This window comes from Bradyrhizobium sp. USDA 4510, from assembly GCF_054059095.1.
Genome location: NZ_JBSSBT010000001.1, coordinates 4,560,388 through 4,575,370, shown reverse-complemented (window position 1 = coordinate 4,575,370; position 14,983 = coordinate 4,560,388). Strand labels below are relative to the sequence as shown.

The 14,983-nt window shown below is 63.4% G+C and carries 14 protein-coding genes; 9 read left to right on the top strand and 5 right to left on the bottom strand.

Translation table 11 applies throughout. The features are described 5' to 3' along the window. Positions 1–77 precede the first annotated feature (77 nt). Positions 78–1,082: a transglycosylase SLT domain-containing protein gene (locus ACVMDN_RS21170; RefSeq protein WP_143271131.1), complete on the top strand. Its 1,005-nt coding sequence runs from the start codon at positions 78–80 to the stop codon at positions 1,080–1,082. Positions 1,083–1,245: 163 nt separating this feature from the next. Then, positions 1,246–2,427 (top strand): DUF2336 domain-containing protein, encoded by a 1,182-nt coding sequence (locus tag ACVMDN_RS21165; protein WP_076831608.1) that lies wholly within the window; start codon positions 1,246–1,248, stop codon positions 2,425–2,427. A 68-nt stretch (positions 2,428–2,495) separates the two neighbouring features. On the opposite strand, the gene ACVMDN_RS21160 is transcribed toward ACVMDN_RS21165, so the two are convergent. The 3 genes from ACVMDN_RS21160 to ACVMDN_RS21150 form a co-directional block, all read right to left on the bottom strand. After that, positions 2,496–3,074 (bottom strand): Hpt domain-containing protein, encoded by a 579-nt coding sequence (locus ACVMDN_RS21160; protein WP_016843908.1) that lies wholly within the window; start codon positions 3,072–3,074, stop codon positions 2,496–2,498. A 9-nt stretch (positions 3,075–3,083) separates the two neighbouring features. Beyond that, the gene (locus ACVMDN_RS21155) at positions 3,084–3,629 is read right to left on the bottom strand and encodes a response regulator (RefSeq protein ID WP_028336173.1); all 546 of its coding nucleotides are present in this window, start codon (positions 3,627–3,629) and stop codon (positions 3,084–3,086) included. A 105-nt stretch (positions 3,630–3,734) separates the two neighbouring features. Then, a complete protein-coding gene (locus tag ACVMDN_RS21150; protein WP_028336174.1) occupies positions 3,735–4,514 on the bottom strand; it encodes an NAD kinase in 780 nt (259 codons plus the stop codon). A gap of 163 nt (positions 4,515–4,677) precedes the next feature. On the opposite strand from ACVMDN_RS21150, the gene ACVMDN_RS21145 reads away from it, so the two are divergent. Continuing rightward, positions 4,678–6,294, top strand: a complete 1,617-nt coding sequence (locus tag ACVMDN_RS21145) for a S10 family peptidase (protein ID WP_076831605.1) — start codon at positions 4,678–4,680, stop codon at positions 6,292–6,294. Between the two features lie 338 nt (positions 6,295–6,632). Here ACVMDN_RS21145 and ACVMDN_RS21140 read toward each other — a convergent pair whose 3' ends face one another. Both ACVMDN_RS21140 and ACVMDN_RS21135 read right to left on the bottom strand, forming a co-directional pair. Further along, entirely contained in the window at positions 6,633–7,718 is a 1,086-nt protein-coding gene (locus tag ACVMDN_RS21140) for an IS4 family transposase (RefSeq protein ID WP_456835017.1), read from the bottom strand. Positions 7,719–7,921: 203 nt separating this feature from the next. Then, on the bottom strand, positions 7,922–8,818 hold the full coding sequence (locus tag ACVMDN_RS21135) for a DUF2189 domain-containing protein (RefSeq protein WP_026192934.1): 897 nt from the start codon (positions 8,816–8,818) through the stop codon (positions 7,922–7,924). Positions 8,819–9,364: 546 nt separating this feature from the next. On the opposite strand from ACVMDN_RS21135, the gene ACVMDN_RS21130 reads away from it, so the two are divergent. From ACVMDN_RS21130 to ACVMDN_RS21105, 6 genes are all read left to right on the top strand, one after another. After that, on the top strand, positions 9,365–10,198 hold the full coding sequence (locus tag ACVMDN_RS21130) for a cytochrome c oxidase subunit II (RefSeq protein ID WP_076831602.1): 834 nt from the start codon (positions 9,365–9,367) through the stop codon (positions 10,196–10,198). Positions 10,199–10,281: 83 nt separating this feature from the next. Beyond that, on the top strand, positions 10,282–12,057 hold the full coding sequence (gene ctaD / locus ACVMDN_RS21125; protein ID WP_456835018.1) for a cytochrome c oxidase subunit I: 1,776 nt from the start codon (positions 10,282–10,284) through the stop codon (positions 12,055–12,057). Then, entirely contained in the window at positions 12,054–12,758 is a 705-nt protein-coding gene (locus ACVMDN_RS21120; RefSeq protein ID WP_229189347.1) for a cytochrome c oxidase subunit 3, read from the top strand. The genes ctaD and ACVMDN_RS21120 overlap by 4 nt, the downstream gene beginning before the upstream one ends. 14 nt (positions 12,759–12,772) lie before the next feature. After that, a complete protein-coding gene (locus ACVMDN_RS21115; RefSeq protein WP_057019651.1) occupies positions 12,773–13,495 on the top strand; it encodes a heme-copper oxidase subunit III family protein in 723 nt (240 codons plus the stop codon). 8 nt (positions 13,496–13,503) lie between these two features. Beyond that, positions 13,504–13,911: a cytochrome C oxidase subunit IV family protein gene (locus ACVMDN_RS21110; RefSeq protein WP_050384760.1), complete on the top strand. Its 408-nt coding sequence runs from the start codon at positions 13,504–13,506 to the stop codon at positions 13,909–13,911. A 140-nt stretch (positions 13,912–14,051) separates the two neighbouring features. Further along, on the top strand, positions 14,052–14,960 hold the full coding sequence (locus ACVMDN_RS21105) for a heme o synthase (RefSeq protein ID WP_456814524.1): 909 nt from the start codon (positions 14,052–14,054) through the stop codon (positions 14,958–14,960). The last annotated feature ends 23 nt before the right edge of the window (positions 14,961–14,983 follow it).

Below are 14,983 nucleotides of genomic sequence, written 5' to 3'. Positions count from 1 at the left end.
GCGCCATTAACCATAATTACGGCACCTTGACGGGACATGGGTGCCGATTGCCGGCGCCCGGCAAGGCACCCGGACAGATGGCGGTCGACCTCTTCAATGCGACGGCTTCGGCAGGTGTCGATTCCTCGCGCCTGAAGGTGGCGAGCTCGATCAAGCAGGCGGCCGCGACCACCGGCACGAGCTTCGAATATCTGCTCACCACCGCGAAGATGGAATCCAATTTCAATCCGCGGGCCGGCGCCACGACCTCGTCGGCGCATGGACTTTATCAATTCATCGACCAAACCTGGCTCGGCACCGTCAAGGAGGCCGGAAGCCAGCTCGGCTATGGCCAGTACGCCGACGCCATCACCAGGAATTCCGACGGCAGCTATTCGGTCAGCGATCCCTCGGCGCGCGCCGCGGTCATGAAGCTGCGCGACGATCCGGACGCGGCGTCCTCGATGGCGGCGGTGCTGACGCAGTCCAACAGCTTCAAGCTTACCGGCAAGCTCGGCCGCCGTCCGACCGATGCCGAACTCTACATGGCCCACTTCATGGGCGTCGGCGGCGCCGGCAAGTTGATCTCGAGTGCCGAGGACAGCGCGAGCGCGAATGCGGCCGCGATGTTTCCGAAGGCGGCAGCCGCCAACCAGTCGATCTTCTACGACAGGGCGGGCAGCGCGCGCAGCGTCAGCCAGGTCTATTCGGTGCTGACCACGCGGTACGCCGCGGCCGCGAACTCCAAGGATACGCGCACCGCCTTCGCGGCGGCGGGCGGCGACACCATGTCGCCTTACGCGATCGCAGGCGCCGCGCCGACCGCAGCGCTGACCATGGACACCGCGTCCTATCTCTCGACCTTCCCGGACTCCCGGTCGGCCGCGCCCGTCGCTGCGACCTCGGCTGTGGCATCGGCACAGCCGGCGCCGACCTTCCGCTCGCTCTACCAGGCCGGCGACCGCTCGGAGCCGATCTCCCCGGCGGTGCAGGAGCTGTGGGGCAATTCCGCCTCGCTGACGTCATCGGCGACGCCGAAGGTCCGCGCGCCCGGACGGCTCGACCTGTTCAGCGATCCGAGCGGCACCTACAGCAACGGCTAGCGCTGTCTTGCTGCGCGCGCGAAGCCGCGCGCCGTTGCGGCTTTAACGAAACGTCAATAATCCCAAACGTTTATGGTGAACCCTTTGTTAAGCGTCATGGTTTATTTTTCCTTGTGGTGGCGTCGTATGTCGATGCCGTTTCGTTGCGTAAGCCGGAAGGACCATGATCGTTCGGCAGTTTATTAGTTGGATTAGGACCGCTCCAGCAGGTGAGCGAGCAGAGGCAACGCGGGCGTTGGCCCGGGCCTGGCTCATCTCGGATCTCACCGAGGACGACCGCATCGCAGCCGAAGGCGCGCTGCTGATGCTGCTCGACGACCCGTCGCCACTGGTGCGGCAGGCGATGGCCGAGGTGTTCGCGCGCAGCGCGGACGCACCCGCCGCAATCGTGCAGGCGCTGTCGGCCGACCAGCCGGCGATCGCGCTGCCGGTGCTGGAACATTCACCGCTCTTGATCGATGCCGACCTCGTCGACATCGTCGCCACTGGCTCCGACGAGATGCAGTGCGCGATCGCGCGCCGCACCAATCTGCCGGCCTCCGTCGCCGCCGCGATTGCCGAGGTCGGCTCGGCGGCCGCCGCGCTCGAGCTGATCGAAAATCCTTGCGCCGGCCTCGCGCCGTTCTCCTGGGATCGCATCGTCGAACGCCACGGCCATCTCGCCGCCATCAGGGAATCGATGCTGCAGCTGGAGGACCTGCCGTCGGCAACGCGGCTGGCGCTGGTCGCAAAGCTCTCCGACACGCTGGCGCAGTTCGTCGTCACGCGAAACTGGCTCGGTGCCGATCGCGCCGACCGGATTGCCGGCGAGGCCAGGGAACGCTCCACGGTGAACATCGCCGCGCGCGCCTTCGGCGACGACATGCAGAACCTGATCACGCATCTGCGCGCCACCGGGCAATTGACCGCCGGGTTAATCCTGCGCGCGCTGCTGTCGGGCAATCTCGATCTGTTCGGGGCGGCGCTCGCTGAACTCTCCGGACTGCCCTATGGCCGCGTCTCCGCGTTGTTGAACGACCGCGGCGGCAACGGCCTGCAGGCGCTGCTGCGCCGCGCCGGCTTGCCGGAATCCACCTACGCCGCGTTCCGCGTCGCGCTCGAGGCCAGCCACGAGGTCGGCTATGTCGACAGCGGTGACGGCGCGGCGCGGCTGCATCGCCGCATGGTGGAGCGGGTGCTGACGCATTGCGAGACAGATCATTCGGCGGCCGAGCCGCTCCTGATCCTGCTGCGCCGCTTTGCGACCGAATCGGCCCGCGAGGACGCACGGATGTTCTGCGAGGAGCTCGCCGCGGAAGACGCCATCGCGGTGCTGCCCTACGACGACGATCTCATCGCGGCCTGAGGGCCGCGCTTCCTTCCCATCGATGGATGCTTGAGTGGGCTGCGCAACGCGAGCAGCCGGCCGCGCGGCTATTCGCCGGGCACGATGCTCGGCGCGAGGATCGCCTCGAGGTGTTCGGGACGGTCGCGGTTGGCGTGGGTCAGGAATTCATCGGCGATGCCGCGGAGCTGCTTGCTCAGCACGCCGGCGACGACTGCGGTGTCGAGCTTGGTGCGGTTGCGCACGATCGCCTGCACGGCGTTGATGTGGTGGGCGATCAGCTGCGGCGGCACGGCGCCGAGATCCGGCGCGTGCTCGATGATGCGGCACAGGCTCTCCGCGGCTGCGGCGGCCGACGGATAGCCGAATGTCGCGGCATCGCCCTTGATGTCATGCGCGGCGCGGAACAGCTCCTCGCGCGTCTTGTCGCTGAAGCCCTCGCGCAGCACGGTGGCGTGCGCGGCGGAGAGGCGGTCGGCCTCGATCGTCATCCACTCCTTGAACTCGCCCGACAGCCCGGCGAGCGCCTTTTCGGCGCGGCCGACCGGATCGTCGAGATCGCTCTCGGGGACGCGCAGCAGCATCTTGCGCAGCGGATTGGGCTGCGTGATCACGTGGTGCGTGCCGAAACTCTTGACTTCGATCGTCCCGGGTTTGTCTTTCGCCATGGCGGTATCCTAGATGGCCGAGCGCGCCTTTTCGAGCAGCGACGGCTGTTGCAGCACCTCGACCTCGCCGCTACCGCGGCGTTCGGGGCCGATATAGGTGTTGGTGGTGTTGCGGCGGCGGTCGGGGCCGAAATAGGTCTTGGTCTTGATGAACGGGCGCGGGTTGGCGACCACGTTCATGATGCGCTGGTAGAGGCCCTTGGCCGAGATCGGCTTGGCCAAAAATTCGGTGACGCCGGCATCGCGCGCCACCGTGACGCGACGCTTCTCGGAATGTCCGGTCAGCATGATGATCGGCGCGTAGGGATTACCCTTGGATTCCGGCTGCCGGATCATCTGCGCAAGTTCGAGCCCGTCGAAGATCGGCATCGACCAGTCGGTGATGACGATGTCGGGCACGTAGTGCGTGTACATCTCGAGCGCGGTGGCGCCGTCCTCGGCCTCATACACCTCGCGCGCGCCGAACGAATGCAAAAGCGTCCGCAGGATGCGGCGCATGTGCGGATTGTCGTCGCAAATCAAAAATCGCAGCTTGTTGAAATCGATGCGATACATGGTCCGGCCCTGATAGGGCATACCGGGCCAATGCGGTATTACCCGACGTTAACCATATCCCGCCCGGGGTTAATGATTGGTTGCCGGGCAAGGAGGCAGACGCCGTCAGTAGCCGAACTGCTCGCGCAGGATGCGTTCTTCCAGCGAGTGGCCGGGGTCGAACAGCATCCGCATTGCGATCGTCTTGTCGGACAGCACCTCGACCCGGCGGACGTCGCGGACCTCGTCATGGTCGGCGACCGCGGCGACCGGGCGCTTCTCGCCCTCGATCACCTCGATCACCACGAAGGCGGAATTCGGCAGCAGCGCGCCGCGCCAGCGCCGCGGCCGGAACGCGCTGATCGGGGTCAGCGCCAGCAGCGCCGCGTTGATCGGCAGGATCGGCCCCTGGGCGGAGAGGTTGTAGGCGGTCGATCCGGCCGGCGTCGCCACCAGGATGCCGTCGGCCATCAGCTCGGGCATCCGCTCGTGCTCGTCGATCAGGATGCGCAACTTGGCGACCTGGTAGGTCTGCCGGAACAGCGCGACCTCGTTGATGGCGTGATGCAGATGCACGGCGCCGTGGATGTCGGTCGCGCGCATCAGCAGCGGATTGATCAGCGACTCCCGCGCGGCGGCAAGCCGGGTGCGCAGATCATGCGTCGAATATTCGTTCATCAGGAACCCGACGGTGCCGCGGTGCATGCCGTAGATCGGCTTGCCGCTGCGCATGTTGGCGTGCAGCGTCTGCAGCATCAAACCGTCGCCGCCGAGCGCGACCACGACGTCGGCATCCGCGGGTAGATGGTTGCCGTACATTTCCGTCAGCTGCTCGAGCGCCGACTGCGCTTCCACGCTCGCGCTGGCGACGAAGGCGATCTTGTCATACCGCTTGGAGCTGGCCATTCGCTCACGAACTCGTTTGGCACGGAACACGCCGCGCTCGTCTATACATCCCGGGCGGCCTTGTCGAGATGGTCCGGGAACGGACCGCATGCCACGCCGGCGCCGCCAAACTAGCGCAGTTTGTTGCTGGATTGCGTAAATCGGGGCGCAGGGAGTGAACGATATGGCTAACAGTCTTGCGACACGGCTCGCCGCGGCGTTGCTGGTGGCCTGTCTTGCGACCGCGGCGCGAGCCGACGATGACGTCCCGCAGCCATCGCCGTCGCCGAGCGCGCAGGCCCCAAGCGGCCAGAACCCAAGCGGCCAGAGCCCAGGTGGCCAGAACCCGAGCGGCCAGAAGGGGCGGGCAGGACGCGGCGGCGAGGCCGGCTCCGGCGCCAACGCTGCGGCCAGCGGCTCGACCGCCGAGCAGCACCGCCTGCCGCCGGACTCCACGACCAAGCAATCGGTCGCGCTGCCTTCCCGCACGCTGAACTTCAGCGCGACCGCGGGCTCGATCCGCGTGTTCGACGACAAGGGCGAGCCGCTCGCCGACATCGCCTATACATCCTACCAACTCGACGGTGCCGAGAAGGCGAATCGGCCGGTAACCTTCCTGTTCAACGGCGGTCCGGGCTCCGCGTCGGCCTGGCTGCAATTGGGCAATGTCGGGCCGTGGCGGCTGCCGTTCGACGGCGCGGTGTCCTCGGCCGCGCCCGAGCTGCAGGCCAATGCCGATACCTGGCTCGATTTCACCGATCTCGTCTTCATCGACCCTGTCGGCACCGGCTACAGCCGCTTTGTCACCACCTCGGAGGAGGCGCGCAAGCGCTTCTTCACCGTCGACGGCGACGCCAATTCGGTCGCGCTGGTGATCCGCCGCTGGCTGGAGAAATACGACCGGCTGACCTCGCCGAAATATCTCGTCGGCGAAAGCTATGGCGGCATTCGCGGGCCCAAGGTGGTGCGCAATCTGCAAATGCAGCAGGGCGTCGGCGTCCGCGGCCTGGTGCTGATCTCGCCGGTGCTCGATTTCCGCGAATATACCGGCTCCAGCCTCCTGCAATATGTCGCAAGCCTGCCGACCATGGCGGCGGTCGCGCGACAGGCAAAGGGCCCGGTGACGCGTGAGGATCTCGCCGACGTCGAGAGCTACGCGCGCGGCGATTTCCTGCTCGACCTCGTCAAGGGGCAGGCCGACACCGAGGCCACCACGCGGCTCGCCGACAAGGTCGCTAGCCTGACCGGCATCGATCAGGTGGTGAGCCGCAGGCTCGCCGGCCGTTTCGACATCGGCGAATTCCGCCGCGAGTTCGATCGCAAGAACGGCAAGGTGACCGGCCGCTACGACGCCTCCATCGAGGGCTTCGATCCTTATCCGGATTCCAGCTATTTCCGTTTCAACGATCCGTCCGGCGATCCGCTGATGGCGCCCTTGACCAGCGCCGCCGTCGACCTCACCACGCGCAAGCTGAACTGGCGGCCGGACGGCTCCTATCATCTGCTCAGCGAAAGCGTGAACAAGGCCTGGGAGTTCGGTCACGGCATCAGTCCGGCGGAGTCGGTGACGCAGCTTCGCCAGGCGCTGGCGCTCGACCCCAACCTGAAACTCCTGGTCGGCCACGGCCTGTTCGATCTCGCCACGCCGTACTTCGCCTCGAAGATCATCCTCGATCAGTTGCCGGCCTTCGCGGGCCCGGGCCGCACCAGGCTCGCGGTCTATCCCGGCGGCCACATGTTCTACTCCCGCGACGGCTCGCGCCAGGCGTTCCGCAAGGAGGTCGAGGCGCTGATGAGGTAAGGGGATGTGGCGGTGTGGATTGCGCCGTCGCTGCAAATACGGTCGTCGTCCTGGCGAAAGCCAGGACCTATAACCACCAAATTCGATTGTGAACGGGATCGCGGCCCCGGCGTCGCGCAACAAATTCCGTTTGGGGTAATGGGTCCTGGCTTTCGCCCATAGGCGCTAAGATAGTTTGATCATAGTCTGATAGTGGCGCTTATGTCTGGGTGGCTCGCGTAGATGTCGCCGGAGAGCGTGACTGGCTCTGCAGAGTAGAGCGATTGCGGGCTGTGGAATGATCGCTTGCCGTAGCGAAACGACGAGCTGGCGCAGCAGACGCCACGTCACTGGGTGGGTCAGGCGGCGTCGGCCAAGCGGGGAGAGTCTTCGAGTTCGTCGACGAGCGGCTCGAGCAATAGAATGATCAGCAGATGAGCGAGGATATGGGGTCTGGCGGACCGCTCGTCGGTTCCGGGAGGTCCCTTCAGGCCAATCAGGCTTTTCAGCCGCTTGAAGCCGAGCTCAATGCGCCATCGCAGCCGATAGAGGGCGAGGATATCTGCAGTCGTGAAGTCCTCTGGCCTGAGTGAGGTCACCAGGATCACCCAATCTGCGGCGTCAAGTGTTTGCCTGGAGAGCTGATGACCTCCCTTTTGTGCAGTCCGGCGCGCCTTGCGTCGCGCAGCCGCAGCAGCTTGCGCCGGCTTCTTCGCGGCAACCAGACGCACTGCGAGCGGCGGCGCACCTGACTTGCGCTTTATCCAAATCGGCCGATCGATCAGGCCACGCGCCGAGGCGTTGCGCAGTTCGGCAGTGAGGTCAACAAGATTACCTTCGGCATCGAGCCAGCGCGCGCTCTTCCAGCCGGCCCGGATCACGAAGTCTGCATCGGCATCGACGAGATGCGCCATGCGCTCCGGTTGCAGATAGGCGCGATCGGCAAGACGGATCTCACCGGCAACCGCCGGTATCCGATCCAGCGTCTCGCCCGCTCGCTGATCGGTCAGTTCGAAGTGACCAAAGCGCTCCTGCGGAAGATCGAACGCGCTATGGATACGCCACACTGCGTTCTTGTTCCTGCCGCTCGTCCCAGCCTTGGGGACCGTCGTGGCGTCAACAATACGGATCAGACGACCGCGGCTCGCCTTCGGCGCCGCGTCGGCAAGCGCCTGCTCGACCAAGATTGCCAGCCAATCTCCGCACTGACGTAAGCGATACAACAGAGCCACGTTGGAGATATCGACAAGCCCAACCGACGTGGCCCATGCCGCCGTCAACCGCAGCCCTTTCTCACCAAGGCAATAAGCCAAGATCAGGCGCAGCAAGTCGACCGCATTGCTGATCTCCCGCGGACGGACAAACGCCTTCGTCTTGCGCGCGCTAATGTTCAGAGCCTCGGCTCCGCCAAGTCGGGCGACAACGCGCGCCCAATCTTTGTTCACAAGCGATTCGTGTGCCATTCCATCTTGGAATCACAAGCGAATCCAAGGCGCAAATCCTATTTTAGCGCCTATGGGCTTTCGCCAGGACGACATCGATAGTGTGACACGGCCGACATCCACCTTCGTCGTCCCGGCCCCCGTGCGCAATTGCGCACTAGGCCGGGACGACACTGAATTGCGCGACATGCTTCGCGCGAAAACGCTTAGCGCTCACGGCTCCACGGGAAGAGGGAGGCCGGGAAATCGGCCGCATAGCGGTGACCGATCGGCGGGCGGGGCTCTTCTTGCGGAGGATTCCGGTCAGGCTCGACCACCTTCCTGTAAAGATGCCAGGTCGCATGACCAAGCACCGGCAGAACGACGCAGAGACCGACGAAGAATGGCAGTGAGCCCACCGCCAGCAATACCGCAACGATCAATCCCCACGCGGCCATCTCAATTGGATTCATCATCACGGCCCGTATCGAGGTGCGGATCGCATCGATCGCGGTCGCATGACGGTCGAGCATCAGTGGAAAGGAGACGACGCTGACGCATAGGGCAACCAAGGCGAAAAGGAAGCCGACGCCGCATCCGACGATGATGAGCGACCAGCCTTCGGGCGTCGTCAACACACGCTTTGCGAAATCAGGGATGCTCGCAGCCGGCGCATAACCGAACGTCATGATGTAGATCGCGTCCGCGGTGGCGATCCAGACCCCGAACAGAACGAACAGAAGAACGCCAAGTTCGAACATGGCGCCGAACGACGGCGCGCGCAGCACCTGCATCGCATCCCAGGCTCCTGGCTCCTCTCCGCGTTCGCGCCGTCGGCTCAGTTCGTAGAGGCCGAGGCCGGCGAAAGGACCGATCAGGGCGAAGCCGGCGGCGAGCGGAAACAGCAGCGGCAGCACCGAATAGCCAAGCACAAGTCTGAACAGGACAAGTCCGAGCACGGGATACATCACGCACAGGACGATTGCGTGGGTCGGGATGGCCTTGAAGTCTTCCCAGCCGAGGCGCAACGCGTCGCCCAGGTCGGAAAGGCTGATCTTGCGAACGACGAAGGCGGTAGAGACGCCAAACAATTGCAGCTTGGGTCGTGCGAACACCGTGGTCATGGTTCCGGTCTCCTTGCTTGTGGCCGCAGGGGAACGGAGCGCCATCAACACACGCACATCCGCCTCATGCGCGAAAATCGCGACTGAGTCCGGCAAATCAGATTCAACCAGAAGGAGCTTGCCGGACGACGCCTGTCGCAACCGGTCAAGTAAAACTAGTCCGATGCGCGGCAGAAGCAAGGTGGCGAATGCGGTCGGGAGAATTGTGCAGATGCACAAACGAGGTCTTGCGATGCACCATGCGATTGGGGAGGGTCGATCAGTGTTCGCGGCATCCAATGCATTCCCGCCAACACGCGCCGGACAGCGGCGGGCATTACTCCTCTATTGACGTCTGGCTCGATGGGTACCATGTTGATGCTTGACGCCCCCAGCTCCGATGAGGTTGCGGCCGTGACGTTGAGTTTTTGTCATGTCCCAGCATCGCGACCGGCAGAATGGGCGAGGCAAAAGCCACGGTGATGGTGAACGTGAGACCATCCCTCTGACGTGAGCTCCGCCCTTTCGTTCGTCTCCGCAGCCTTCAATGGCAAGGAGGAATGAGGGATGGCTGTAGCGATTTTACTGCTCCTGGTTGCCGTCGCCTCGGTGCTGTTCCACCTCTACAGCCCCTGGTGGTGGACCCCGATTGCCTCGAACTGGAGCTATATCGACCACACGATCAACCTGACATTCTGGATCACCGGAGCGGTGTTCTGCGCGGTGATCGTGTTCATGGCCTATTGCGTCCTGCGCTTTCACCACACCGAGGGACGGCGCGCCCACTACAATCCCGAGAACAAGAAGCTCGAATGGTGGCTCAGCATCGGCACCGCGATCGGCGTCGTCGCCATGCTGGCGCCGGGCCTCATCGTCTGGCACCAGTTCGTCACCGTTCCCGCCGACGCGACCGACGTCGAGGTCGTCGGACAACAGTGGATGTGGAGTTATCGGCTTCCGGGAAAGGACGGCCGGCTCGGCACGTCAGATGCGCGCCTGATCAGCTCCGACAATCCACTCGGGTTGAATCCCAATGATCCGAACGGGCAGGACGACATCGTCGTGCAAAACGAGGATCTGCATCTGCCGGTCGGGAAGCCGGTGAAGGTGCTGCTCCGCTCGATCGACGTCCTGCATGATTTCTACGTGCCCGAGTTCCGGGCGAAGATGGATATGATCCCTGGCTCGGTGACCTACTACTGGCTCACGCCGACCCGGACCGGAACCTTCGACGTCCTCTGCGCGGAGCTTTGCGGTGCCGCGCACGCACAGATGCGCAGCAAGGTCGTCGTGGAAGAAGAGAAGGAATATCACGCGTGGCTGGACAAGCAGCACACGTTCGCCGCCTTGTCCGGCCAGCGCAACGTCGCGAAGGCCGCGTACAAGACTGGCAGCGAATGAACATGCCGACGAGGATCGGCCGGATGATCGGCCGGAGATGAAGTGAACTCGTCGCTGAGCGGAAGACCAAGGAGGGTATTCCGATGGTCGATATCCCGTTTGATGAGGTCGCAGGCATCCCGCCCGCCGAAGTAGGTGAGGTCGAGCTCTATCATCCGCACAGCTGGTGGACGAGGTACGTCTTTTCGCAAGACGCCAAGGTGATCGCCGTCCAGTACTCGATCACGGCGATGTCGATCGGAATGGTCGCGCTGGTGCTGTCGTGGATGATGCGGCTGCAACTGGGGTTTCCCGGCACGTTCTCCTTTATCGATGCCAACCAGTACCTTCAGTTCATTACCATGCACGGCATGATCATGGTGATCTACCTGCTCACGGCGTTGTTTCTTGGCGGCTTCGGCAACTACCTCATCCCGCTGATGGTTGGCGCGCGGGACATGGTCTTCCCTTACGTGAACATGCTGAGCTATTGGGTCTACCTGCTCGCGGTGCTGGTGCTGGCCGCGACGTTCTTCGTGCCGGGCGGGCCGACCGGCGCCGGTTGGACGCTTTATCCACCCCAGGCGATTCTCTCCGGTACCCCCGGGCAGGACTGGGGCATCGTTCTCATGCTGGCCTCGCTGATCCTGTTCATCATCGGCTTCACGATGGGCGGGCTCAATTACGTGGTAACAGTATTGCAGGCCCGCACACGCGGCATGACCTTGATGCGCATGCCCTTGACGGTGTGGGGCATCTTCACCGCGACCGTGATGGCCCTCCTGGCGTTCCCGGCGCTGTTCGTGGCCTCGGTGATGCTGCTGCTGGACCGCCTCCTTGGAACCAGCTTCTTCATGCCGACACTGGTCGAGATGGGCCAGCTGACCAAGTATGGCGGCGGCAGCCCGATCCTGTTCCAGCATTTGTTCTGGTTCTTCGGCCACCCCGAAGTCTACATCGTCGCGCTGCCGGCGTTCGGCATCATCTCGGATCTGATCAGTACGCACGCGCGCAAGAACATCTTCGGCTATCGCATGATGGTCTGGGCGATCGTGGCGATCGGGGCGCTGAGCTTCGTCGTGTGGGCGCACCACATGTATGTCAGCGGCATGCACCCGTATTTCGGGTTCTTCTTCGCCACCACGACGCTCATCATCGCGGTCCCGACCGCGATCAAGGTCTACAACTGGGTGTTGACCCTTTGGCGCGGTGACATCCATCTAACTGTGCCGATGCTGTTTGCGCTCGGCTTCATCGTCACCTTCGTCAATGGCGGCCTGACCGGGCTGTTCCTCGGCAACGTTGTCGTCGACGTTCCACTGTCGGATACGATGTTCGTCGTCGCGCACTTCCACATGGTGATGGGGATTGCGCCGATCATGGCCGTGTTCGGCGGGATCTATCATTGGTATCCGAAGGTCACCGGGCGGATGCTCAATGACGCGCTCGGACGCTTCCACTTCTGGGTGACGTTCATCGGGGCCTATGCGGTATTCTTCCCGATGCACTATCTCGGCCTGCTTGGGATGCCGCGCCGCTATCACGACATCGGCGAGACCTCGTTCGTCCCGGCCTCCGCCCATGACCTCAATGCGTTCATGAGCGTGGCGGCGCTGATTGTCGGCTTCGCTCAGCTCGTCTTCCTGTTCAATCTGGTCTGGAGCCTGTTCAAGGGAAAAGAGGCGGGCGGCAATCCCTGGGGTGCCACCTCGCTGGAATGGCAGACGCCGGAGACCCCGCCGGGGCACGGCAACTGGGGCAAGGAGCTCCCCGTCGTCTATCGCTGGGCCTACGATTACAGCGTGCCCGGTTCCGCGAGGGACTTCATCCCGCAGAATGAACCGCCGGCCAAGGTGGTGGCCCAGGGAGCCCATCCGTGAGTGCCATCGTCCTGTTCATTGCTACGATTGCAGCGATCGCGGGATGGTGGCTCTCGCAGCAACGGCTGGCCGCCAAGCCGTGGCTGGAGCAGGGCATTGCGGTGGATCTTCGCGGCGATCTCGGCTCTTCGGTGCCGGCGGCGAAAATCGGCCTCGGTGTTTTTCTCGCGGTGGTCGGTTCGCTGTTCGCGCTCCTGATCAGCGCCTACTCGATGCGCACCACCATGGTGGACTGGCGCGAGTTGCCGCTGCCGAGGCTGGTGTGGTTCAACACCGGCGTCCTCGTCATCAGCAGCATGGCGCTGCAATGGGCGCTGATGGCCGCGCGCCGCGACGACCATGAGGGCCTGATCGCGGGCCTGTTGGTCGGCGGTGCATCGGCCGTGATGTTCCTGATCGGGCAGCTCGTGGTGTGGCAGCAGCTCAACATCGCCGGCTATGCCATGGCGTCGAATCCGGCCAATTCCTTCTTCTATCTGATCACCGCGCTCCACGGGCTGCACCTGACCGGCGGCCTGGTGGCGCTCGGCAGGGCGACCGTAAAACTGTGGCGTGGCGCGCCGATGACGCAGATGCGCCTGAGCGTCGAGCTTTGTACCATCTACTGGCATTTCCTGTTGTTGGTCTGGCTGGTCCTGCTCGGTCTGCTGACGGGCTGGACAGACAATTTCGTCGACATCTGTCGCCAGTTGCTCACCTAGCGAGGCAGGAAGCGATGACCGAAACCACACTCGCAACCCCCAAGGCGCTGCCCGGAACGATACCCGGATTGCGCGGCATCGCCGCCGACTGGGCCTCGGACCAGCGCGCGTTCAAGAACGTGTCCTGGGGGAAGGCCATGATGTGGATCTTCCTTCTGAGCGACACCTTCATCTTCAGCTGCTTCCTGCTGTCGTACATGACGGCGCGAATGTCGACGACCGTGCCGTGGCCCAACCCCAGCGAAGTATTCGCGCTCAATATCGGCGGTCAGCACATCCCGCTCATCCTGATCGCGATCATGACCTTCATCCTGATCAGCAGCAGCGGGACGATGGCGATGGCCGTCAACTTCGGTTACCGCCGGGATCGCGTCAAAACGGCAGCCTTGATGCTGGCCACCGCGGCATTTGGCGCGACGTTCGTCGGAATGCAGGCTTTCGAATGGACCAAGCTGATCATGGAGGGCGTCCGGCCCTGGGGCAACCCGTGGGGCGCACCGCAATTTGGCGCTTCCTTCTTCATGATCACCGGCTTCCACGGCACCCACGTGACCATCGGCGTGATCTTCCTGATCGCCATCGCGCGAAAGGTTTGGCGGGGAGACTTCGACGTCGAGCGGCGCGGCTTTTTCACGAGCCGCAAGGGCTATTACGAGATCGTCGAAATCATGGGCCTGTACTGGCATTTCGTCGATCTGGTCTGGGTGTTCATCTTTGCCTTCTTTTATCTCTGGTGAGGTCGCGCATGACAGAAGCAGCGGTACATGTGGAAGGGCAGGCAGCACAGCATGCGCTACACAGCTATGTGCATGGTGCGGTGGCATCGGGCGCCGCGCATGCAGAGGGCCAGCAGCACCCGATCAAGCTCTATCTCGTGGTCTGGGGATGGCTGTTCGTGCTCAGCACCTGCTCCTATCTCGTCGACTATTTTGGTATCCACGGCCACCTGCGATGGTCGCTGATCCTGCTGTTCATGGTGCTGAAGGCCGGCCTGATCGTCGCTGTGTTCATGCACATGGCCTGGGAGCGGTTGGCGTTGGCCTACGCCATCCTGTTGCCGCCGGTGCTGGTGCTGGTTTTTGTCGGGATCATGATGTTCGAATCCGACTATACGCATCTGCTTCGGGTGATGTTCTTCGCGTCAGCAAGCTAAGAAATGGACGGCCACGACCGCGTGGGTCATGCTGGACAAGGCAAAGCGTCCTGAAGGCGGAGGACTCGCCACATCGTCCGGAACCCTGCGAAGCAGGCCTTTGGCCGATGGCTTTTTCGAACCGACGAGGAATTAGTCTCGTGCAAATCAATCGTTCAATTCTTCGCCGGAGTTATGCCAACATCGGAGACTACGTCGCACTGACGAAACCGCGCGTGATGTCGCTGGTCGTCTTTACCGCACTGGTCGGTCTCATGGTCGCACCAGGCGGCATCGATCCCTTCACCGGTTTCGCTGCTCTTCTCTGCATAGCCGCGGGAGCTGGCGCCGCAGCTGCGCTCAATATGTGGTACGACGCCGACATCGATGCGGTGATGGCGCGTACCGCCGTCCGTCCAATTCCCAGCGGCCGCGTATCGCGCCCGGAAGCATTGGCCTTCGGATTGATGCTCGGCACGTGCGCCGTCCTGGCCCTCGGCACCTTGCTGAACATAGCCGCTGCTGCGCTGCTTGCTTTCACTATCTTCTTCTACGTCGTCGTCTACACGATGTGGCTCAAACGCCGAACGCCGCAGAATATCGTCATTGGCGGTGCCGCCGGCGCGCTCCCTCCGGTGATTGGCTGGGCTGCGGTCACGGGACATGTTGGGCTCGAGCCGCTCATCCTGTTTCTGATCATCTTCCTCTGGACGCCACCCCACTTCTGGGCACTGTCGCTCAATCTTGCTGGAGAATACGCCCGTGCCGGTGTGCCGATGTTGCCGGTCGTGGCTGGCAAGACAGAAACAAAGCGCCAGATTCTTCTCTATTGCGTGCTTTTGGTTCCGATCTCACTGCTGCCTTGTGCGCTGGGGTTCGCGGGAGCCGTCTACGGCGCGGCCGCGGCGACGCTGGGAGCGATCATGATTTTTCTCGCATGGCAGTTGCGCCGGAGCGACGACAAGGAAAGGCGGCCTGCTCGTCGCTTGTTCGTGTTTTCGATGCTCTATCTGGTCCTGCTTTTTGGGGGGCTGCTGATGAATGCTGCACCCTACGCTCAGTCCCACTGACTGGACGCATTCGAATCGACAGC

Bases quoted from the DNA above. Each gene is read 5' to 3' on its own strand.
- ACVMDN_RS21115 (WP_057019651.1), top strand. From the start codon at position 12,773: ATGACCGAAACCACACTCGCAACCCCCAAGGCGCTGCCCGGAACGATA.
- ACVMDN_RS21170 (WP_143271131.1), top strand. From the start codon at position 78: ATGGCGGTCGACCTCTTCAATGCGACGGCTTCGGCAGGTGTCGATTCC.
- ACVMDN_RS21110 (WP_050384760.1), top strand. From the start codon at position 13,504: ATGACAGAAGCAGCGGTACATGTGGAAGGGCAGGCAGCACAGCATGCG.
- ACVMDN_RS21165 (WP_076831608.1), top strand. From the start codon at position 1,246: ATGATCGTTCGGCAGTTTATTAGTTGGATTAGGACCGCTCCAGCAGGT.
- ACVMDN_RS21135 (WP_026192934.1), bottom strand. From the start codon at position 8,818: ATGACCACGGTGTTCGCACGACCCAAGCTGCAATTGTTTGGCGTCTCT.
- ACVMDN_RS21150 (WP_028336174.1), bottom strand. From the start codon at position 4,514: ATGGCCAGCTCCAAGCGGTATGACAAGATCGCCTTCGTCGCCAGCGCG.
- ACVMDN_RS21155 (WP_028336173.1), bottom strand. From the start codon at position 3,629: ATGTATCGCATCGATTTCAACAAGCTGCGATTTTTGATTTGCGACGAC.
- ACVMDN_RS21160 (WP_016843908.1), bottom strand. From the start codon at position 3,074: ATGGCGAAAGACAAACCCGGGACGATCGAAGTCAAGAGTTTCGGCACG.
- ACVMDN_RS21130 (WP_076831602.1), top strand. From the start codon at position 9,365: ATGGCTGTAGCGATTTTACTGCTCCTGGTTGCCGTCGCCTCGGTGCTG.
- ACVMDN_RS21145 (WP_076831605.1), top strand. From the start codon at position 4,678: ATGGCTAACAGTCTTGCGACACGGCTCGCCGCGGCGTTGCTGGTGGCC.
- ctaD (WP_456835018.1), top strand. From the start codon at position 10,282: ATGGTCGATATCCCGTTTGATGAGGTCGCAGGCATCCCGCCCGCCGAA.